We start from the raw sequence: 21,673 nt of genomic DNA on the forward strand, positions 1-21,673 counted from the left end.
TAATATTACTATAATATCAAACAAATTACGGAAGATTTCGTGCAACAAATAACAAAAGTAATACTATCAAGTTTAATTTGTAACACTTTGTTGTGGTATGATCACATGCTTTTCAGCCATCTAATAAGCATAATCGGAGATGTGTTTTTTCCATCAGACGACAAATTAGTCAGCATACTTAAAGCTTTTGGAGTGTTTGCAGTGGGTTTCTTAATAAGACCAATTGGTGCTGCTATATTTGGCCACATTGGCGATAAATATGGAAGAAGGATTGCTCTATTTCTCTCTATCATATTGATGACTCTATCAACCGTACTTATTGCATTTGTTCCAGGGTATCAGAACATTGGGGTACTCGCATCAGTACTGGTGGTATGTTTAAGATTATTGCAGGGTATATCTCTTGGAGGAGAGGCAGGAAATGCCCCATTTTTAATAGAGCATGCTCCTAAAAATAAAAGAGGATTCTTTAGCAGTATTGAAGTATTGAGCGCAATTCTTGGCTCAATATTAAGTCTTATAGTGGTGCTTATATGCAAAAAAGTATCCGATTTTGAATCTTGGGGATGGAGATTGCCTTTTATTTTCAGTTTTGTAATAGGATTAATCAGTATATATATGAGATATATACTCGATGAAAGCCCAGAATATAAAAAGCAGGAAAAGCCACATGAATTACCGTTAAAAGAACTGTTAAATGGCTATAAAAAACCTTTTCTAATATCAATTGGAGTTGACATAGTTGAGAATGCATCTCTTTACATATATTTAGTGTTTTTTAATCTACTTGCATCAACAATAAACACTCACTTTAATCACGCAGTAGAAATATTGAATCAGGTTGCACTTGGAGGATTGACTATACTATTTGCAATACTTTCTGATAAGGTAGGGAGAGAAAGAGTCATGAAATTTGCATTTGTGACTTTTATAGTAGTAAGTTATCCAGTTTTTTCAATGATACTAAGTGGTAATAATTTGCTCACCATAATGGCGCACGTTCTTTTTATAATCCCAATAGCTGCTTCTCTTGGTCCTGTTAGCGCCTTTATGTGCGAATTATTCCCAATAAAGGTACGATATAGTGGATTTGGTTTATCAAGAAATATAGCTTCGGGATTTTTTGGTGGTCTTGCACCATTTATATGCACAACTATTATCAAAGTTACAGGACAAGGAACTTTAGCAAGTTTTTACATGATTTTCTGTGCACTAATTGGGTTAGTTGCTATATCACAAGTTAAGAGTTAGATTTTTTCAAAAACCAAGTGTTTAAAAAATCTAATCATAAGGTGGAAAATGCCAATTTTTAGGTGATAGTGTAAATATTTCAACTCCATCTTTTGTGACTCCAAGCGTATGCTCAAACTGTGCAGAAAGTGAAAGATCACGTGTTGTCACTGTCCAGCCATCTAGCTTGCTGAGAAGAGTTTCATGTTTTCCAGCATTGATCATTGGTTCTATCGTAAAAAACATGCCTTCTTTTAAGATAAGATCCTCACCTTCATCATAAAAATGTACAACATTTGGTGGAGCATGAAAAACCTTTCCTATGCCATGTCCACAATAATTGCGTACGATAGAATATCCAAAATCTTCAATATATTTTTCTATAGCAAATCCTATTTCATTTAACTTATTGCCGGGCTTAACTTGTTTTATCGCTTCCATTAGCGCATTGTAGGCAGCATTACACAAACGCTTTGCTTTTATTGAGGGTTTACCAGTCCAAAACATGCGACTTGTATCACCATACCAGCCATTTAAAATCACTGTAACGTCAATATTTAAAATATCTCCATCTTTAAGAGGTTTATCATCAGGAATACCATGACATACAACAGCATTTTTCGAAGTACAAATTGATTTCGGATATCCCTTATAATTCAGTGGTGCTGGAATTGCACCTGCATTGATTATAAAATCGTGACATAGATCATTTAATTCATTAGTTGTTACGCCTACTTTGACGTATGGTGCAATAAAATCAAGGGTTTCAGCTGCAAGCCTGCCAGCTTTACGCATAAAGTCAAAATCTTCTTGTGAATGTATAGTTATGTTCATGTTTCTTACGTTTTTATTGTAATTTTCTGCTTTTCTTACGGATACATCAGTTTAATAATACTATAAAAATAAGCTCCTAGATCAAGCCATTTGTATATTAAGAGATAAAGACAAAAATCTAGACTGTGACTTTTGATTTAACCCAATGGTATAACTTACTTATTTTGCCATCGTGACCAAGCATTCCAGAATTATTTCTATAAAAGGTGTCAACTATTAGCTTTATAGAGCCTAAAGCAGCAGAAAATACAGGATTTTTGTCGTATTCGCCATCAAGACCGCTACAAGATTCAGGGCATCCGATACGGACTTGTTTATTGAATATATAGCTTGCAATTTCTTTCATGCTTGTGAGTTGACTGGTTCCACCTGTGATCACTACTTTATTAATTGGATCTTTCTGTTCTTGAAATTGTTCTCTTATCAGCTCAAGTATTTCCTCAATCCTTGGTCTTATGATGTTAACAAGTTCAGACTTAAACACTTGAGTTGGTTCATCGCTTTCATTACTTTGCACTGCAATACATTCATTCTCATCTATTGAAGTTACAATAGTGCTACCGTATAGTATTTTTATGCGTTCAGCATGCTCTATACTTGTGCATAGTCCATAAGCTATATCTCGGGTAATGTGAATGCCACCAATTGGAATGCTGCTTGTGTACACAAGTTTTCCTCTCTTAAAAATTCCAATTGCAGTGCATCCACCTCCTATGTCAACAACGGCAGTTCCTAGCTCTTTTTCATCTTTACTTAGACAGGCAAGGCCTGCAGAATATGCAGAAGCAACACAACCAGCCATACTTATCCCACTATTATTAGTTATACAATTTTCGATATTGGTAAGCGCTGGACGCGAAGCAGTGACAACATTAACATCAGCAGATAATCTTTTTCCATATAATCCACTGACTTCCTTTATGTCAGTCATATCATCTAAGTGATATTTCAGTGGTATATTGTGAATGATGACATTTTCTTCGATATATTTCTCAAATGTCTGAAAGACTACACGTTTTATGTCTCGGTCTGAAATTTCGTGATTAGCTGCAATTATTTCGTTATGTACGTAAAAAGATGAGATTCCACATCCGGCTACATTCACATATATCTGGTCTATAGTCTCTTCTGATACTTGTTCAGCTAAACCTACAGTTGATGAAATAGAGTAACTTGCATGCTTTGCGTCAGTTATTGATCCGCCACTTATACCTTCTGCACTTTTATAACCCGTTCCTATTATTTTATAGCTGAAATTGCTATTGATCTTAACGATGAGGCAGATAATTTTTGTTGTACCTACGTCTAAAACAGCAAAAACATTCTGCTTTGGTTTTGTTATTACTGCAGAGTACATTAGTTGACCTTATGATGCGATTCCATTTAAATTGTAGCTTCCCTGAATGAATTTATATTTCTATCATAAATGTAGCAACATTTTAATATACCTAGACAAAAAGAAAAATAAAACACAGAATTACAATTTTTATGTCTAAGTTACCAATTGTAATTGCTCCTGACGAAAGATTAACTACACGCGCCAGTGAAGTAATAGATATAACCGATAAAATTAAAGAATTAGTAAACGACATGTTTGAAACTATGTACGATGCAGAAGGTCTTGGTCTTGCTGCAGTACAAGTTGGAGTGCTGAAGAGAATTTTTGTCATGGACGTTAGTCCAGGGAAGGAAGAAGATGAGCTAGCAGGGTATGACTCAGTTGGCAAGTTTTGTATGATTAACCCTGAAATTAAGGAATTATCTGATGAACAAGTCATTATGAGTGAAGGATGTCTTTCAATTCCGGAGCAAAGCCATGAAATCAAGCGTCCAAAATATTTAACTGTAAAATATAAAAACTTAAATAACGAAGAACAGACGCTAAAAGCTAGTGGTTGGCTTGCAAGGTGTATTCAGCATGAATTGGATCACTTAAATGGTATATTATACATTAGACATTTATCTAGGTTGAAGTATGATTTGGCTATGAAAAAAGCACAAAAGGTTAAGAGGCACTATGAGTAATGAAGATCTAGAATTGTTGAAGTTCTATCATGAAGTGGGAGTTGATTGCACACTAACTGAAAGTGAAGAGGAAAAAAAAATGGAAAATGAGAGAGCTGCACAATCTTCTGTCATCGAGCAGAAAAAAGAACAACAAACCATGTTCCCAAGTGACTGGATCATTGAAGCAAGGAAGCTTGCAAGTCAATGTAGTAGTGTAGATGAACTAAGAAGTGCAGTTAAGTCATTTGAGGGTTGTGAAATAAAAAAAACTGCAACTAATACTGTTTTTTCTGATGGTAATCCGAATGCAAAAATCATGCTTATTGGTGAAGCACCAGGAGCAAATGAAGACCTGAAAGGCATACCATTTTGTGGTGCAAGCGGAATGCTGCTCGATAAGATGCTCGGTGCAATTAGTCTGGACCGCACTAAGGTGTATATAAGCAACGCGGTGTTTTGGCGTCCACCAGGTAATAGAAAACCAACTGACCTAGAGCTTGATATGTGCAGACCATTTGTTGAGAAGCACATTGCTCTTATTTTACCGCAAATTCTGATTTTTGTCGGAGGAATTGCATGTTATAGCCTTCTTGATAACACAAAGACTATATCGAACTTGCGTGGCAGATTTCATACTTATACTAACCAATATTTATCTCATTCAATTACTACAGCCGCTATATTTCATCCAGCCTATCTACTTCGTCAACCAGCACAAAAACGCTTAGCTTGGGAAGATTTGAAGAAGATTAGGGAATATCTTGATAATACCAATAACTACACGGATGTTTAGCTTACTACTCGTTATCGTCTTAGTACCGGCTAATTGAATTAAATATTGAAAAATCTACTAAACAGAGAAAAAGGCAAAAGAAAATCTATCAGCTACTACCTATTTTTTTAATTGGCGTTTTTCATTGTGTTAAATCCTTTGATAAGCGCATTTTAGCTTATGTGGGTAAAAGTTTTATAAAGACATAGAGTGCACATAGTGCAAAAAATTAAACATCAAGTATATTGAGCTTTTTGTCGCTTTATCTGCACAGACTGAAGATAAATAATATATCTTCACCCTTATTTTAAGGAGAATGGCGGAGTCCGTCAAGTAACTCTTGCCGTTGCTATAGCTGCTTGAGTTCCTATAATCACAATGTTGGTCCAATGCACGCATGGAATTTTATTTACTCTATAATATGTTGGTTTATAGTAGTACTAATGCAGAAATAAATGGAGGAGACATTGGAAAGCAATATAAAAAAATTGAAAGGAAATTTTTTAGAACAAGCAATTAGAGTAAATCATGCTGGCGAATATGGAGCCATTTGTATTTATTCTGGTCAAAAATTTATTCTTAAAAAATCTTCCATAATTGACAAAATAATTGAAATGGAGGAGCAGGAAAAAAAACATTTCCACTATTTTAATGAGAAAATCAAGGAGCAAAGAGTTCGTCCTACTGTTTTGTTGCCAATTTGGCGTGCTTTAGGGGTGACACTTGGTGTTGTAACTGCTATGATGGGTAAAAAAGCCGCTATGGCTTGCACTGCTGCAGTTGAAGAAGTGATCGGAGAGCACTACAAGGAGCAAGTCTTACATTTAGAAGATGGGGAATTAAGAGAAACCATAAGTAAGTTTCGTGATGAGGAGTTAGAACACAGAGATATTGCAATTCAGCACAATGCCGAAAGCGCACTTGGCTACAACGTTTTATCTTTGTTCATAAAAACAAGCTGCAAAGCTGCTATTTATCTCTCTAAATTGATTTAATCAATCACTATTTGACAACCAACCACATTTGCCTTTAGTTCTTGTGCTAATTGCTGCCCCATATCCTCTACTCCAATCGAATGCGTATGAATGTTTATAATTAATTTCTTAATTATTATCCTAAAAATACATTAATTTAATTCCCTATTAGAGTTTTCTTGTTGTTGTAAACATGTTTGCATAAGACTAGTAGATGGAACGTTTTTAATAGTCTGAGTTAACTCCTCAGGAATATTTTCAAAACTCTTGCCCATAACTTCTAAAACACTTTTCCCCTGTATAAGACAATTCCCTCCAAAGCTTGATTTGTTTTCTAACTTGCTAAATCTTATTTTGCTTTTCTCATCAATTTCTACTACCATTTTATTACCATCTTTCCGTAGATAAATACTAATCTCTCCTATTTTAGTAGTAAAAAATATTTCAATACCACCTTTTAAGATATCTGTGTAATTTCTTTTTCCATCTTGTGTAATTTCAACTTTTACTATACTTTCCTCAATCTGAAATATGCCAACTTCTAAATCCTTAGCTTTTTCATTATTTAAAGTTCTTGCAGTTTCAACAATACTACCTTGTGGATACTTAATATAAAAATATTTATTATCTACTTCTACTTCAAGATCATATTTATCAATTTGCTTGTTATTTTCTTTCACAATACCTTCATATGCTAGACCCTCTAGCATTTTTTTCTTACTCTTACATTGTTCGTTAAGATCATTTAAATAATTAGATCCGTAATATCCGCCTTCAATATCGCTATAAAAAGATAATCCTTTTTCTACCCCACCTTTTAACACTAAATTACGAGTGATCTTTTGTATGATATTTTTTGTAGTTGAATTGTGTGGATTTGCATGAAAGCGATTAATTAATTCTTCCATTTTTTCAAATATAAAATTTGTTACAGTCTTATTGTCCTTACCGTAATATGAGTTTAATCTTATTCCTTGATTTAAATAATCCTCTATTATGCGTTCCATGTACTTTAAAACGCTTTCTTGCTCATCGTGTTCTGTTATACCTTTTATCATCTCATCACAAAATTTTTTAACTAGAATTTGTTCATCTGTAGTCAATGGTATTTGCAATTTCGTAGAAGATGGGTCTCGCTCAAAAAGATAAATTATTGACAATTCCTCTGCTCTTTTAATAAAGTCATAACTCCTTAGATATTCTGCAACATCTTTGTTTTTTGCGTACCTTTTCTTGGTTAAATCCATATGCCTATCTTTACGACTTATAGTCGGTAATTTTGGATTTGATGAACTACTCTGTTGACTATTGAAGAACTTGTTAGAGAACTGTTCAGGCTCTAAAATAAGATTACTTTCACCTTGTTTACCTACTTTCTTAGACATATTATATACCATAACCACTAAAACTTTTTAGTGATTACTTCAATACATAGATAAGTCAATAAAAATATCTTTTTCTCTTCAGTGCTAAAAAATTGTCAAAAATCTCAAAATTGGTTAATTGCATATAACCTACTTTCTGGTATACATCAAAACTACCGTAGCAAGCTTCAAATTTGAAAGGGATTAACAAATAAAATTCTTGTACTTTGCCTCTACTAAAGTACAATCAGGCTTTATTTAATATTTTTCATGCTTGATGAAGTACGTGAGGAGTGTGGGGTATTTGGCATAAGTTACAACCAAAGTGCTGCTTTTAACTCTATACTTGCTCTCCACGCTTTGCAGCATAGAGGTCAAGAGTCTTTTGGCGTAGTAACCAGTAACAACGATAAGCTGCACTCTTATCACTTTCAAGGCCAAGTGAGCAGTGTATTTGATGATATAGATGAAATAAAGAAATCCTTACCTGGGGATTGTGCAATAGGTCATGTTCGATACTCAACAAGTGGTAGTAAATTTGGAGTGCAACCCATGTTTGGCAAAAGTGGCAAATTTGGGGATTTTGCCATAGCACATAATGGTAATTTAATTAATATTTCTCCGATACGCGAACAATTAATTAAACAAGAGTGCGTTTTTCAGTCAGATATTGATACAGAAGTAGTAGTGCATCTGACAGCAAGCAGTGAAAAAGATAGCTTTTTAGAGAGTTTTATATATGCATTAAAGCAAATACAAGGTGCTTATTCTTTTGTGGCAATCAATCAAGAAGTAGTTATTGGAGTACGTGATCCATCTGGAATCAGGCCTCTTGTTTTAGGAAAGTTAAACGGTTCTTACGTTCTTGCATCTGAAACTTGTGCTCTTGATATAATAAATGCAGAGTTTATTAGAGAAATAGAACCAGGCGAATTAGTTACCATCAGTTCGGATAGTAAGCTAGACTCAATGTTTCCTTTCCCACAGCAAAAATCAAGTTTTTGTATTTTTGAATACGTTTACTTCTCGAGACCAGACAGCATAATGGAGAAGAGGTCCATATATGATATAAGAAAAGAAATAGGAAGAATACTTGCAGAAGAGAGCCCACCAAAAAACAATGTAGATATGGTTGTACCAATACCTGATTCTGGAATACCTGCAGCTATTGGATATGCAAAGCATTCAGGATTACCTATGGAACTGGGGATAATTCGTAATCATTACATAGGAAGAACTTTTATACAACCCACCGCTGAAGTACGTAAAGTTAGAATAAAATTAAAATTCAATGCTAATAAGCACACTTTGAAAGGCAAAAACATAATTTTAATAGATGATAGTATAGTGCGTGGTAGTACGCTCAGAAATATAATAGTTATGCTAAAGGATGCGGAAGTAAAAGAGATTCACCTCAAAATTTCAAGCCCACCAATTAAGCATTCTTGTTTTTATGGAATAGATACTCCAGAGTGCAAAGATTTAATTGCTGCAAATAAATCTGTAGAGGAAATTAAGGAAATTATAGGAGTAAATAGCCTAGCCTTCTTGAGTATTGATGGACTATACAGGGCTGTTAAAGAAGAAAAACGTAACAACGCTACACCGCAATATTGTGATGCTTGCTTCACTGGTGACTACCCAATTGGTAAGTAATCTATTATTAATGAAGGTGAGGTTTTTTCTATGTTATATTAACAGTTTTAAAAATAGATTTTTTGCATAACCATATAGTTTTTGCCTGGGCGTCATTTGAGTGAAAACTACTTTACAAATTTCGTCATTCCCTTTACTATGATACTAAGAGTAGTTATCCTTGTTTTTGACCTGCAGGCTCAATCACAAAATTCAGTAAAAAAACTCAAATATTTATTGGCAAATTACACACAAATTATAGCGGCTGCATGTCTTTTAAATTTTTTCTACATTCAGCCAAATCGCGCTTATTTTAAGCGTTAGCACATTATTACAATGCCAATTTAAATTATTATAGGGTCAAAACTCGTTACACGGGGACTTTTTTGCCTTTTTTCTTCGTTTAGTAAATTTCTTAATATTTGTAACTAAAGTAATTTTAGAGAGGCGTTATGTAAGTAGCTGACACACAGCTGTACGAGCATTCATTTTTGAAGATAGCAAAGGTGTCATTCAAGTAGCTGACACTGGGATCCATCTCTTAATACAGCCTCATCAAAAATGTTGTGTTTTAACATAAAATTAACTGCTTCTATGCTCATAAACTTAATATCCAATCAAATTTCCTGGATTCCAGTGTCACGCACTGGGATGACAAGGGAGGGACTACTCGAATAACACCTTTATGGTGGCTTAAGTCACAAGTTCGTGCAATGATGGTGCTCCTTAAAGAAGCACCATTTGCTAATGTTTTGAAGCTTTAATGCTTATTATAAGCATGTATTTTTTGTTGCATCCCATCTTTTACCATCAGGGCAAGCAGTTGCACCATCTTTACAAATCACACCACCTGGTACTATTTTTGAAACAACTACAGGTGCACCAAAAAACACAGCAGTAAATGCACCAAGTGCAAAAAGCGCTGGCCATGGCATTCTGCCAAATATTGCCAGCAAAGCTGCACCTATTATCACTATTGTAATCATAGGTCCGCCTATACCGTGAGTATAGCCTACTATTTTGCATATTGTATTGGTTGTTGCATCATCAGTAACAGCAGCAGCAAAAGCATTATCAAATGCAAAGGAAAGAATTAAAGCTACAAGTAGAAGAAAGTTTTTCATTATGCCTCCGTATTTAACGCTGGATTATCTATCATTTTGATTAAATTTAAGTAAACGGTGAGGATTTTTTGCTTAAAAGTATGCTTTATTTCATTTAGAATATTTTTCTTAGTTTATTTATATTACAAGTGCTACAGAAATTTTATAGTATCGTTTATTGCCTTTATCGTGCTTTAATTGACACAATTTATAATGATGGAGTGGAGCATGCAGGGTATCTATCATTTTTAATCCTGTTATCAATATTTCCTTTTCTTATTGTTTTAATAGCCATGGCATCAACGTTCGCAAATTTCTTAGATCAATACAATGTCGGCTGGGCATTTATTATTGATAACATGCCACAGGATATTTTATCATCTTTGATGCCACGTATTAGGGAGATAATATCAGGCCCTCCGCAAAGCTTATTAACCTTGGCAATTGTAGGCGCTGTTTGGACTGCCTCATCAACAATTGAAGGATTTAGAACGATATTGAATAAGGCCTATAAAGTTCCGGTTTCATCGCCTTATATATGGAGAAGGGTGCTCAGTATATTACAATTTTTAGTAATTACGCTTGTTACAACTCTGACTATAGTATTTTTTACATTAGTGCCAATGTTAATTGATTTTTCTTACCAAGGGCTAAGTTATACTAGATATTTACTTATTGAGTTTGTGCTTTTTACTATAGTATCTTGGCTATATTTTACATTGCCAAACATAAAGCAAAACTTATCAGACGTATTTCCCGGATCTTGTGTGGCTGTTATTCTTTGGACGATCTCTGCTTCAGCTTTCAAGCAATATTTAAAAGCTTCCTTTGATCAACTGAATTTGATATATGGAAGTTTAGGTGGTGTGGTGATGTCGTTGCTATTTTTTTATGTGCTAAGTTTGATTTTTATATATGGAGCAAAATTTAATTTTCAGCTAAAATATTTCAATGAATCTTGCTAAAGAGAAAGAAATGGGTAAGTTAGAAGGTAAAATAGCTTTAGTTACCGGGGCTTCAGGTGGAATAGGCTCTTCTGTTGCAAAAAGATTTGTAAAAGAAGGTGCATGTGTGATTCTGATTTCCAGATCTCTTGATAATCTCAAGCCATTGTATAACGAAATTGAAGAGCTTAAAGAAGGCTCTGTGAAACTAATTCAGCTTGATCTTTTAGACTTTGAAAACGTAGAAAAACTGGCAAATATGATAGAAAGCCCAAAATTATCAGAATCTGGAACACTTGATATACTGATTACATGCACTGAAATTTTAGGTAAGTTGAGCTCTGTTCATGATTGTGAGCTTGAAGATCTACAGAACGTAATGAATACAAATTTTACTGCCAGTTGGTACTTGCTAAAAAATTTGGGTCCAATACTAAAAAAGTCTAATGCTGGAAGAGCGATATTCATGACCTCAGAGATAACACTTTCTCCTTCCTCTTATCCATATTGGGTACCATATGCTGCAAGTAAGGCTGCACTAGAAGTAATGGTGAAGATATATGCATCTGAGACAAAGCATACGAACTTATGCATAAATGCCGTGTATTCGGAAGATCCTATCGATAGTGAAATGTATAAGCAAGCATTTTCGGGAAAAGATATATCTGAATTAGTATCGCCTGAGAAGTTAACAAATAAATTCGTAGAGTTGGCTTCTGATGACTGCAGTATATCAGGACAAATCTTGCCACTTAGCAAATCTACCGAGTAAATTACCATAGTATCTGCAAAGATACCGTTAAGCCCACAACTGTATGAACATTGTGATTTGAGTCCACTAGGAAGGATGTCATCCCAGTGCCTCTATGGTGTCATTCCAGTCTGGAATCTAGTCTTTATTGTGCGGCCACTTATTTAAAGTTAAGTTTTCTGGATCCCAGACTGGGATGACACCTCTGGTCACTGCCGTCATAAAGGAACCAGTGTCAGCTACTTGAATGACATCATTTGCTGTGCAATTTACCTTCAAAAATGAATGTTTGTACAGCTGTGTGTCAAGCACTGGAATCTGCCACGCAAATTGCAATGTTCGTACAGTTATGCGTCAAGCCTAAAAGTAGTTAGCTAATAGGTTTAATAAAAATTCACATATACAGGAAAGATTGGTAACATTACTTGAATAGAGACCGTTATTGTAATTATGCCGAAACGCACAGATATAGAATCTATATTAGTAATAGGAGCAGGCCCAATAGTTATAGGTCAGGCATGCGAGTTTGATTATTCTGGAACGCAAAGCTGTAAAGTATTAAAAAGTGAAGGTTATAAAGTCATTTTAGTTAACTCCAATCCTGCAACTATAATGACAGATCCTGAATTCTCTGATGCAACTTATATTGAGCCGGTACTGCCTGAAATCATAGAGAAAATTATAATCAAGGAGATGCCAGATGCAATATTGCCAACAATGGGCGGGCAAACAGCACTCAATTGCGCAATAAAACTTGCAGATGATGGAGTGTTAGACAAATACAACGTAGAATTAATAGGGGTAAATAGAGAAGCAATAAAAAAAGCAGAGGATAGAGAGTTATTCCGTAAGTCCATGGATAGAATAGGACTGAAATATCCCAAAAGTATTATTATAAAAAATCAAGAACAAATAAAAGAGGCTTTGGACTACATTGGATTACCAGCAATCATCCGCTCATCATTCACCCTTGGTGGTGCAGGTAGCGGCATAGCATACAATAAAGAGGAGTTTTTCAATATTGCAGAAAGTGCTCTCAAAATTTCGCCAATAAATGAAGTTCAGATAGATGAATCAATTATCGGCTGGAAAGAATATGAAATGGAAGTTATCCGTGATTGTAAAGATAACTGCATAATAGTCTGTTCGATAGAAAATATTGATCCAATGGGAGTGCACACCGGAGATAGTATCACGGTTGCTCCTGCTTTGACTCTGCGTGACGTAGAATACCAACAGATGAGAAATGCATCTATAGCAGTGCTAAGAGAAATTGATGTTAGTGCCGGTGGTGCAAATGTTCAGTTTGCAGTGAATCCTAAAGAAGATGGAAGCCTCGTTGTAATTGAAATGAATCCAAGGGTTTCTCGCTCTTCTGCGCTTGCTTCAAAAGCAACAGGTTATCCTATTGCAAAAGTTGTAACTAAACTTGCTATCGGCTATTCACTCGATGAGATACGTAATGATTGCGCTCCAGTTATACCTGCTGCATTTGAACCAGTGATTGATTATATCGTCACTAAAATTCCTCGTTTTGAATTTGAGAAGTTTAAGGGGACGAATTGTGAACTATCAACTTCCATGAAATCAGTGGGGGAAGTGATGTCTATAGGCCGCACTTTTAATGAGTCACTGCAGAAAGCTTTTCGTTCACTTGAAACTGGTCTTACAGGACTTGATGAAGTATTTCCTGAGAACATTGATATTGATCACGTAAAATCTCAATTAGCAAAATTGCTACCAAACAGATTACTGATTGCTGCTGACGCAATGCGTCACGGAATTAGCATAGAAGAAATAAATTCGATTACAGGATATGACTTATGGTCTTTGCAGAATATACAGCAAATTATATTAGCTGAACAAAAAATCAAGGAAAACGGCCTTCCTGAGACTGCATATGAAATGTTAGAGCTGAAAAAAATGGGGTTTTCAGATGCAAGATTGGCAAAATTAAGCAATAAGAAAGTAGAACAGATTGAAGCAATGAGAAAAAAATTTGGTGTTAATCCAGTTTATAAACGTGTAGATACTTGTGCAGCTGAATTTGAATCGAGCACTGCTTATATGTATGGCTGCTATGAGGGTGATGTTGAAAATAAAACGGAATGTGAGGCGAATATTTCGGATCGAAAAAAAGTTGTCATTTTAGGAAGTGGTCCAAATCGCATTGGTCAAGGTATTGAGTTTGATTATGCATGCGTACATGCAGCTTCTGCCGCCAAAGAAATGGGGTATGAAACAATAATGATTAACTGTAATCCGGAAACCATTTCAACTGATTATGATACCGCTGATCGTTTATATTTTGCCCCACTGATTGCAGAGGATGTGCTTGAAATACTAAGCAAAGAGCAAGAAAATGGCACACTGGTTGGTGTAATAGTTCAAATAGGTGGTCAAACACCTTTAAAGTTAGCCAAAGTGCTTAACGAGAGAGGTTTCAAAATTCTGGGAACTTCGTTTGATTCTATTGACCTTGCAGAAGATCGCATGAGATTTAAAAATCTTGCTTTGCAACTTAATTTAAAACAACCTGAAAATTCTATCTGTCATTCAGTAAAAGAAGCGTTAATCAACGCAGAAAAGGTGGGGTTTCCACTAGTAGTTAGGCCATCATATGTCCTCGGCGGTCAGTCTATGTCGATTAGACACGATACTCAGAGCTTTAAAGAGTATGTCTTGAATCAAACCAAAATTTTTGAACACGGGTCACTGCTTCTTGATAAATTTTTAGTCAATGCAGTTGAGGTTGACGTTGATGCTGTATGTGATGGGAAAAAAGTTTTCATTGCAGCGGTCATGGAGCACATTGAAGAAGCTGGTATCCACTCTGGCGATTCAACATGCTCAATACCGACAAATACATTGAGTGACGAAGTAATAAAAGAGATCGAGCTCCAAACTGAAAGAATAGCTCTTGCACTAGAAGTGAAAGGTCTGATAAACATTCAGTTTGCTGTTCAAGAGAGTGATGTATACATACTTGAAGTGAATTTAAGGGCTAGCCGTACAGTTCCTTTTATTTCCAAGGTAATCAATATTCCTATTGCAAAGCTTGCCACTCAGGTTATTTTGGGTAAAAAATTGAATCAGGAAAACAAGCCTTTCAATCATTTTGCAGTTAAAGCTGCTGTTTTTCCATTTACGCGTTTTTCGGGAATTGACACTTTACTTGGTCCTGAAATGAAATCAACAGGAGAAGTGATGGGAATTGACTTATCTTTCGGAGCTGCACTTGCAAAAGTGCACATGGCTGCAGGATACAAGTTACCAACAGAAGGAACAGCTCTGGTTTCAGTAAAAGATGATGATAAAGAGTATATATTGCCTGTTGTACGAATGTTGAAAGAACTGAGTTTTGAAATATATGCCACCAAAGGCACAGCTTTGCATCTGAACAATAACGGCATTGCTGCAAAAGCTGTAAATAAAGTGAGAGAAGGCAGACCCCACATAGTTGATATGCTCAAAGATGGAAAAATAAATCTAGTAATCAATACTTCAAAAGGTGTGAAATCAGTCTCAGATAGCAAAGATATCAGGAGAACTGCTATTTTGCAAAATATAGCTTATAGCACCACAGCTTCTGGGAGTAAAGCGTTAGCGCTTGCAATTCAATATGTAAAGAATAGCAAATTGGAAGTGAAATCATTACAGCAGATACAAAATGTTTAAATATCAAGACTATAATAAATTATTACTTATTTCAAAATGAGGATCGTGTAAGCTAAGGCGAGAGAAATTTAATTAAAGGATTTTTGTGTCAGTATCAATATATAATTGCCTTGAGCGTTTGTTGAAAGGCTTTGTACTAATTTTCTTGATTCAAACAATATGCTAGACTTTAACTTAAAAATCTTTGTAAGTGATCACGACTGAAAGGTGTTTTCATGCATTTTTTACCTGAGTGCAAATAAGTGTAATTCATTGAGTTTCCAAAATTGATAATGAAGAAAAGCATTACTCGTCTAATAAAAGCAATTCAATACTCCTGTGAAGGAATAAAATCAGCTTTTATATCAGAAATTGCGTTCAGACAGGAGTTACTACTTTTTATAGTATGTGTTTCAACTTTGTTTGTTTTAGATGTAAGTAATTTAGAACGTGCAGTAATGGTAAGTAGCCTATTTTTGGTGTTAATTGTAGAAATTATTAACACTGCTTTTGAAACAACAATTGAGCGTATTTTAAGTGAACAACATATACTTTCAAAAAAAGTGAAAGATCTAGGTAGTGCAGCAGTTTTTCTCTCATTAATTAACTTCTTGATAACATGGATGATAATATTGATATGAATGTTGTTAAGATATATTTTCAAATTCACCGATTAAGACTTGCATGTCTTGTGGTAAATCAGAAACAAATTCTATATATTCTTTACTTTTTGGATGATATAAGCCTAGCGTGTGAGCATGTAGTGCCTGTCTATTGAAATTACGGATAAAGTCAGAGTTTTTAGCATGTTTTTCACTTTTACTACTATTTTTTCCGTAAACTTGATCACCAACTACAGAATGTCCTATGTGGCTCATGTGTACTCGAATTTGGTGTGTTCTGCCTGTCTCTAAAGTACATTTAACCAGGCTTGCTTGCCCTATAATTTTCTTCACTGAATAATGAGTGATTGCTAATTTACCTGCTGTTTTTGTGACACACATCATTTCTTTATTACTGCGTTTTGGAGCAATATGGGTTTTTACTGTTCCTTGCAGATTAGGTAATGCTCCCCAAATTACTGCTAAGTATTCCCGTTTTATTTTACGATTTGATAGCAGTTCAGACAAGAAGCTGTGGGATTGTTCATTTTTTGCAATTACCATGAGTCCACTAGTATCTTTATCAAGCCTGTGAACAATTCCTGGTCTTGTATTTGTATATGGAATTTTGCCAAGGTGAGCGATCACTGCATTCAGGAGTGTATCATTGTTTGTTCCAGCACCTGGGTGTACTGTTAATCTACTTTGTTTACTCAGAACTATAATGTCCCCATCTTCGTAGATGATATCAAGCTTTATATTATAGTTAGGTTCAATTGATGTGGATATGTCAGGTTGAACGAGATGTACTATATACTCTTCACCTGGTTTTACTATGTGGTCATTATTAATTATTGGCGTGCCAAGTAATGTTACCCGCTCATCTTGTATCAATCTTTGTGCTTTACTGCGTGATATGTTACACTTTTTAGCTATGTAAGTATCTAGCCTTAATTTTTTTTCGTCACTATTAACATTTAAGGTTATATCTATGGTCACTACCCTGCGCAAGCTACTTTGAATGCTGCATGAACATCTGGATTCACAAAATCAACTTTTGTACTAGGTTGAATTTGAAGGCCGTCTTGTTTTTTAATATGGCAAATTGTTTGAGAGCCATCTTTCCAGTAAATTATTATTTTATTATCAAAATCCCGTAGCGTTAACTCCCTCTTTTCTTCTTTTTTATCTTTTTCTTCTAGCTTAATAGACTCTAATAAATAATATAGAAAGCCACTTGCTTTACCGTTAACTTTTTTTCTCCATTCATCCATTTTTTCTTGTTCAGATAATTCTTTTTCCAATTTTGCATTTTCTTGCTCCAGCTCTTTCATCCTTTTTTTTGATTTTAATAATCTATGTTTTTCTATTGCTTTTTTCTCTTCATCTCGCTGTTTTTCAAGAGAAGTAGCAGTAATACTGCCTTCACTGCTATTAGGTTCGGTTGATTGAGTTTGTTTATTCTTTAATTCTTCTAGTTCATCTTTTACTTTTTTTAGCTCTTCCTCTAATTTCTTCCTTATCTTTTCCGCCTCTTCTTTTTGCTTTTCCAACATATCTATAAACAAAGGATCATCACTAACTGTGCTTTCCCCAGATTTAAAAAAGCCAACAAATCTGCTTGGTTCAAATCGCTCAACCTTATCTTCAGCGATTTTAATAGCATTATCTAAACTAGAAAAAATACTTTCAATGTTTAGTGAACTTGCTCTTTTTACCAGCCCTTTAGCTTCACTTAAAATGGGCGAGATTTCCTTGTGCAACTCATCCAAATCTTCTTTGATGTCTTCTCTGACTCTTCGTAGATGAACAAGTGTTTCTTTAATTTCATCATTTGCAGGCTTTAGAAGCTTATTATCGAGTAGACCTTTAACTTCATCTAACTGCTTATCAAGTGAGTCAACAATTTTATCTGTAAAATCAGTCAAGTGCTTATCAAGTAATTTTATCAATCGAGATGTAGAATCATTTACTTCCTCATCTTTTGTCTTTTTTTCCATTACTGATACAACCCCACCTCTTCTGAATGGAAAGAGAATATCCAAATTATTAAACTTTTTAACAATATTATGATTATTGTTTATCTCATTGTTTTTTAGCTTGCTGAATGTTATACATATCCCAACAATAGCAATGATACTAGCCAGTGCAACTATGGCCCATTCCAAATCCTGAACATTGGCAAAGCTAAATCTATTTTGTATTAACGCACCAACTATGATTGCAGCACTAACTACATATGGTATGGCAAGAAAAATGTCCTTATTCTTATTCTCTTGTCTTTGATCATCTAATATTTTTTTTTGATTTTCAGAGATTGGCAAAATTATTGAAAAGCTTGCTTTTTTGTGACTTATAAAACTTAAATTTGGTTTTATCTCTATTTTCAGAGCATTTTCAGCGATTTCACTTATCTCGTTGTCTTTGCCACCTCTAATTTTATCATTTATTAATTCCTCTATCGGCTTTTTTCCTTCTTTTATCTTCTGCTTATGCATATATCTCATAGCAGAAGAGGCTACAAAAGTTGTTAAAAGAATAACAGAAACCAAAGTGTAAATTGGCATGAATGTTGGGTTAAAAATATCTGTAATAAAGCTTAAATTATTACTAGTTATTATTATTGCAGCTACATAAGCCAAAGAAAATTGAAGCCAAGTATTTACAGCTGCTATAGGTAAAGTGTTACTTACAGAATATTTCTTTGTTGCACGCCATAACCTAGGAAAAAAACCAATAGCATCATCTATTTTGGCAAAATTATGATCTACTTTAACATTGAAAGGATTTGTTGTATCTAAAGGCATAAATTTCCTTACATCCTAATTAAGTAATTATATATAAATGATACTTTAAAAACAAGTTTTTGGCTTATGCCAAGGACGATTAGAACGCACTTTACTAACTTTATACCACTATCTGTTAGCCAAACAGAGTGTGTGCCATATGCCTCTAAGTCAGCATATTTGATGATTTTAGTATTGCAAGCTGGATAGTTAAACTTGCTTAACTGAATTACTAGATCGACATTGTTACAATTTTCTAAAATATCTTCTCTTTTGTGAGCTAGCAACACTGACTTATTATTTCCTTTATTATATATGCAGTCATAATCATTACATTTTAGCCTTTTGTTTGAATTACTGAATTTAGTATGATTCACAATTTGATTCTGCCCGTTTTGCTTTGCCCACGTTTTGACAACAAAATTTCTGTTTTTTCTAGTAAGGGAATATAGTAAATTGTCATCTTCTTTTACAGCAAGATTATCAGCACTGACTAGAATATCAGGAGTTGTATACATAGCCCTAGAGAAAATACCTAGCACAATAAAGAAAATTCCAAAGAAACGCCAATTCCTTTCCCACAAGCATAACCATAATAGCCCAAGCGTTATTATAATAATTAATGAGGCAGGAAAAGTGCGAATAGGAATAACCAAATACTGAAGACTGGCAATTGCGTTTGTTATATATAAAACGCTGTCAATTGGGCTTTCCATGAGAGGCGTTATAATCCACTGAGTACCTAAAGGAATCAATAAAACATAGATTATTCCAAGTGGAATAATAATGAGTGTAACTATTGGTATAGCAATCAAATTTGTGATAATGCCACTGATTGAAAAATAGTTAAAATTGTATATTGTGTACGGAACAGTTGCTAAACTTGCTATTATTGAGCTGATCATTATCGACACAAAATATTTTATTATTTTTATTTTGAATAACTTATTAGCATTGATCTGATAGCTGGCAACTAGTGCCAAAACAGCAGAAAATGACATTTGAAAACCTGGCTTTAAGATTGCTTCTGGCTCCACTATGAGTATCACCGAAGCAGCAAACGCAATTGCTATTAATCCTCGATATTTCCTTTCTATGATTATTGCAACAAGTACCAAGATCACCATGATGTAGGCACGCTGAGCAGAAATTTGCATACCGGTAATCAACAAATAAAAGGTAGTTGGCAAGATAGTAAAGAATGCAGATATTTTTTTAGTGTTATATTTAAGAGTCAAAGTTTCAGATATTGCAAATAAATTACGGAATACTATAAAAAATAGACCAGCAACAAACGATAAATGTAAACCAGATATAGCGAATAAATGTGCTATACCTGAATCTCGTATCGCATTCATAGTTTTTTGATCTATCCCGTCTTTTTTGCCAATTAATAATGCAGAGATTATGTCCGCGTGTGGCTTTTTGGTATTTTGCTGTAGGTTTTCATAGATATATTGACGGAAAGATTCTATATACTCTTGAAATTTTCTTGCTTCAGCCTTTTTGTACAGGACTATTTTGCTTGTTGCAAAGCCTGTTGCACTTATTTTCTGATAATATGCTATTCTTGCAAAATCATATGCATATTCCGAAGGCGCAATTTTTGGAGGAAAGAGTTTTGCTGATAATTTTACTTGATCCCCTATTTTAATGCCTTCTTCCGCTTTGGTTCTAACTGATATTCTGATGTTATCCAGCTTGAACTTCGTGTTTTTTATTTCATAAAGCAAAAATTGCTCATACGAGCCCTTGTTATTAATATCCTTCACTGTAGCAACAATATCTTTCACATACCTTTCCTTATCAAGAATGTGAGTATTAACTGAATCTGTTCTGAATTTGCTGGCTGTAAATCCTATGAGCACTGCAATTAAAGAAATGCATAATATTGCGTATTTCCTGTATAATATTGCAATCAGAATTAGTATAGGTGAAAGCAAGAGAAAAATAGATATAGTGAAAGCACAGCTTGGTTCAAAATTTAATGAGAAATAGGTTAAAATTCCTGCACACTGAAAAACCGGGAACCACAATATCAAGTTATATTTTTCATTGCACAGATTGTTATGTATATAATTTACTATCATGTTAAGAAAGGTTAATAGATATATAAATATATGTAATAGTGTGATTTTATTCTTTTATTTATTATTATTACGCATATAATAATAAATAAGCAACGACGCGGGATGGAGCAGCTCGGTAGCTCGTCAGGCTCATAACCTGAAGGTCGTAGGTTCAAATCCTACTCCCGCAACCATCTTTCAATTGTACAAACATTGCGATTTCTCTTATTATAATAGCAATGGTATTTCTAACTCAAAGCTTGTTTTTGACCTGTAGGCTCAATCGTAACATTCAGTAAAAAACTCAGGGTATTTATTGACAAAATTATAGCGGCTGCATGCCTTTTTTCTTTTTTCTTATTACATCAATAATTTCACTATACGCTTTATTGTTGTCTTTATCTGCAATTACAGTAATAACATTACATCTATTAGATTCTTTTACAGCTATTTCTTGAAATCCTTTTCGAATTTTATGATAGGAATCAATGCTCATTTCTTCATACTTATTTTTATCCTTTGCTCTGCTGAGTCCAACTTGAACATCAATATCTAAAATAAATGTGATATCTGGATATTTAATTTCCACTAATTTGTGTAAGTCTCTTATTAGACTCAAGTCAACACCTAGTCCATACCCTTGATACGCAATAGTTGAATCGATAAATCGATCACAAATAACTGTCTTTCCCTCTTTAAGAGCTGGCAATATTAATTTTTTCATATGTTCGTGCCTCATCGAGATAAGCAGCAAGAGTTCAGAAATAGGATCAATATTATCCTTAAGTAGTAATCCTCTTATTTTTTCTGCAAAATCAGTACCACCTGGTTCTCTAGTCAATACGACATTATTTTCACCGTGAATTTGCTTGAAATAATTTGCAAGTAACTCAGACTGTGTTGTTTTACCAGAACCATCTATTCCTTCGAAGGTTATGAACATAA

Annotated in this window: 16 protein-coding genes, 1 tRNA gene and 1 pseudogene; 10 read left to right on the top strand and 8 right to left on the bottom strand. The window is 34.4% G+C overall.

What is annotated here, in order from left to right; all coding sequences use genetic code 11:
• Positions 1-39 precede the first annotated feature (39 nt).
• Positions 40-1,251, top strand: a complete 1,212-nt coding sequence (locus OM967_RS05945; RefSeq protein WP_211907647.1) for an MFS transporter — start codon at positions 40-42, stop codon at positions 1,249-1,251.
• Between the two features lie 30 nt (positions 1,252-1,281).
• On the opposite strand, the pseudogene map reads toward OM967_RS05945, so the two are convergent.
• Together map and ftsA are read right to left on the bottom strand one after the other, a co-directional pair.
• Positions 1,282-2,070: pseudogene (map, locus tag OM967_RS05950) on the bottom strand (type I methionyl aminopeptidase); the annotation flags it as partial.
• A 112-nt stretch (positions 2,071-2,182) separates the two neighbouring features.
• Positions 2,183-3,421: a cell division protein FtsA gene (gene ftsA / locus OM967_RS05955; RefSeq protein ID WP_211907649.1), complete on the bottom strand. Its 1,239-nt coding sequence runs from the start codon at positions 3,419-3,421 to the stop codon at positions 2,183-2,185.
• 131 nt (positions 3,422-3,552) lie between these two features.
• Between ftsA and def the strand changes: the two genes are divergently transcribed.
• The 3 genes from def (at position 3,553) to OM967_RS05970 (ending at position 5,838) form a co-directional block, all read left to right on the top strand.
• Entirely contained in the window at positions 3,553-4,089 is a 537-nt protein-coding gene (gene def / locus OM967_RS05960; RefSeq protein WP_211907650.1) for a peptide deformylase, read from the top strand.
• Positions 4,082-4,864 (top strand): uracil-DNA glycosylase, encoded by a 783-nt coding sequence (locus OM967_RS05965; protein ID WP_211907651.1) that lies wholly within the window; start codon positions 4,082-4,084, stop codon positions 4,862-4,864. The genes def and OM967_RS05965 overlap by 8 nt, the downstream gene beginning before the upstream one ends.
• Positions 4,865-5,298: 434 nt before the next feature.
• The gene (locus tag OM967_RS05970) at positions 5,299-5,838 is read left to right on the top strand and encodes a demethoxyubiquinone hydroxylase family protein (RefSeq protein WP_211907652.1); all 540 of its coding nucleotides are present in this window, start codon (positions 5,299-5,301) and stop codon (positions 5,836-5,838) included.
• Positions 5,839-5,969: 131 nt separating this feature from the next.
• On the opposite strand, the gene OM967_RS05975 is transcribed toward OM967_RS05970, so the two are convergent.
• Entirely contained in the window at positions 5,970-7,202 is a 1,233-nt protein-coding gene (locus OM967_RS05975) for a hypothetical protein (protein WP_264337789.1), read from the bottom strand.
• 249 nt (positions 7,203-7,451) lie between these two features.
• Between OM967_RS05975 and purF the strand changes: the two genes are divergently transcribed.
• Complete coding sequence (gene purF, locus OM967_RS05980) at positions 7,452-8,837, top strand: amidophosphoribosyltransferase (protein ID WP_250120208.1); 1,386 nt, start codon at positions 7,452-7,454, stop codon at positions 8,835-8,837.
• A gap of 749 nt (positions 8,838-9,586) precedes the next feature.
• On the opposite strand, the gene OM967_RS05985 is transcribed toward purF, so the two are convergent.
• Complete coding sequence (locus tag OM967_RS05985; protein ID WP_211907655.1) at positions 9,587-9,940, bottom strand: TrbC/VirB2 family protein; 354 nt, start codon at positions 9,938-9,940, stop codon at positions 9,587-9,589.
• 128 nt (positions 9,941-10,068) lie between these two features.
• Between OM967_RS05985 and OM967_RS05990 the strand changes: the two genes are divergently transcribed.
• The 4 genes from OM967_RS05990 to OM967_RS06005 all read left to right on the top strand — a co-directional run bounded on the left by OM967_RS05990 (position 10,069) and on the right by OM967_RS06005 (position 15,912).
• Positions 10,069-10,884, top strand: coding sequence for a YihY/virulence factor BrkB family protein (locus OM967_RS05990; protein WP_264337790.1), 816 nt, complete (start codon positions 10,069-10,071; stop codon positions 10,882-10,884).
• Positions 10,871-11,635: an SDR family NAD(P)-dependent oxidoreductase gene (locus OM967_RS05995; RefSeq protein WP_250120206.1), complete on the top strand. Its 765-nt coding sequence runs from the start codon at positions 10,871-10,873 to the stop codon at positions 11,633-11,635. Before OM967_RS05990 ends, OM967_RS05995 begins: the two co-directional genes overlap by 14 nt.
• A gap of 429 nt (positions 11,636-12,064) precedes the next feature.
• Positions 12,065-15,292 carry a carbamoyl-phosphate synthase large subunit gene (carB, locus tag OM967_RS06000; protein WP_250120205.1) on the top strand — a complete coding sequence of 1,076 codons (3,228 nt, stop codon included), beginning with the start codon at positions 12,065-12,067 and terminating at the stop codon, positions 15,290-15,292.
• 272 nt (positions 15,293-15,564) lie between these two features.
• Positions 15,565-15,912, top strand: a complete 348-nt coding sequence (locus OM967_RS06005) for a diacylglycerol kinase (protein ID WP_211907660.1) — start codon at positions 15,565-15,567, stop codon at positions 15,910-15,912.
• A 6-nt stretch (positions 15,913-15,918) separates the two neighbouring features.
• Here OM967_RS06005 and OM967_RS06010 read toward each other — a convergent pair whose 3' ends face one another.
• From OM967_RS06010 to OM967_RS06020, 3 genes are read right to left on the bottom strand one after another with little or no spacing between them, the layout of a single operon-like run.
• Positions 15,919-16,872 carry an RluA family pseudouridine synthase gene (locus OM967_RS06010; protein WP_369800735.1) on the bottom strand — a complete coding sequence of 318 codons (954 nt, stop codon included), beginning with the start codon at positions 16,870-16,872 and terminating at the stop codon, positions 15,919-15,921.
• Positions 16,872-18,680: a coiled-coil domain-containing protein gene (locus tag OM967_RS06015; RefSeq protein WP_211907661.1), complete on the bottom strand. Its 1,809-nt coding sequence runs from the start codon at positions 18,678-18,680 to the stop codon at positions 16,872-16,874. Before OM967_RS06015 ends, OM967_RS06010 begins: the two co-directional genes overlap by 1 nt.
• A gap of 8 nt (positions 18,681-18,688) precedes the next feature.
• Positions 18,689-20,749: a ComEC/Rec2 family competence protein gene (locus tag OM967_RS06020; RefSeq protein WP_264337791.1), complete on the bottom strand. Its 2,061-nt coding sequence runs from the start codon at positions 20,747-20,749 to the stop codon at positions 18,689-18,691.
• 96 nt (positions 20,750-20,845) lie between these two features.
• Between OM967_RS06020 and OM967_RS06025 the strand changes: the two genes are divergently transcribed.
• Positions 20,846-20,922, top strand: a tRNA-Met gene (locus OM967_RS06025).
• A 131-nt stretch (positions 20,923-21,053) separates the two neighbouring features.
• Here the strand turns inward: OM967_RS06025 and tmk are convergent.
• Positions 21,054-21,671 carry a dTMP kinase gene (gene tmk / locus OM967_RS06030; protein ID WP_211907662.1) on the bottom strand — a complete coding sequence of 206 codons (618 nt, stop codon included), beginning with the start codon at positions 21,669-21,671 and terminating at the stop codon, positions 21,054-21,056.
• Positions 21,672-21,673: the final 2 nt, after the last annotated feature.

It is taken from the genome of Wolbachia endosymbiont (group B) of Dolichovespula media, assembly GCF_947179505.1.
Taxonomy (GTDB): Bacteria; Pseudomonadota; Alphaproteobacteria; order Rickettsiales; family Anaplasmataceae; genus Wolbachia.

Bases quoted from the DNA above. Each gene is read 5' to 3' on its own strand.
- ftsA (WP_211907649.1), bottom strand. From the start codon at position 3,421: ATGTACTCTGCAGTAATAACAAAACCAAAGCAGAATGTTTTTGCTGTT.
- def (WP_211907650.1), top strand. From the start codon at position 3,553: ATGTCTAAGTTACCAATTGTAATTGCTCCTGACGAAAGATTAACTACA.
- OM967_RS05965 (WP_211907651.1), top strand. From the start codon at position 4,082: ATGAGTAATGAAGATCTAGAATTGTTGAAGTTCTATCATGAAGTGGGA.
- OM967_RS05970 (WP_211907652.1), top strand. From the start codon at position 5,299: ATGGAGGAGACATTGGAAAGCAATATAAAAAAATTGAAAGGAAATTTT.
- OM967_RS05975 (WP_264337789.1), bottom strand. From the start codon at position 7,202: ATGTCTAAGAAAGTAGGTAAACAAGGTGAAAGTAATCTTATTTTAGAG.
- purF (WP_250120208.1), top strand. From the start codon at position 7,452: ATGCTTGATGAAGTACGTGAGGAGTGTGGGGTATTTGGCATAAGTTAC.
- OM967_RS05985 (WP_211907655.1), bottom strand. From the start codon at position 9,940: ATGAAAAACTTTCTTCTACTTGTAGCTTTAATTCTTTCCTTTGCATTT.
- OM967_RS05995 (WP_250120206.1), top strand. From the start codon at position 10,871: ATGAATCTTGCTAAAGAGAAAGAAATGGGTAAGTTAGAAGGTAAAATA.
- carB (WP_250120205.1), top strand. From the start codon at position 12,065: ATGCCGAAACGCACAGATATAGAATCTATATTAGTAATAGGAGCAGGC.
- OM967_RS06005 (WP_211907660.1), top strand. From the start codon at position 15,565: ATGAAGAAAAGCATTACTCGTCTAATAAAAGCAATTCAATACTCCTGT.
- OM967_RS06015 (WP_211907661.1), bottom strand. From the start codon at position 18,680: ATGCCTTTAGATACAACAAATCCTTTCAATGTTAAAGTAGATCATAAT.
- OM967_RS06020 (WP_264337791.1), bottom strand. From the start codon at position 20,749: ATGATAGTAAATTATATACATAACAATCTGTGCAATGAAAAATATAAC.
- tmk (WP_211907662.1), bottom strand. From the start codon at position 21,671: ATGTTCATAACCTTCGAAGGAATAGATGGTTCTGGTAAAACAACACAG.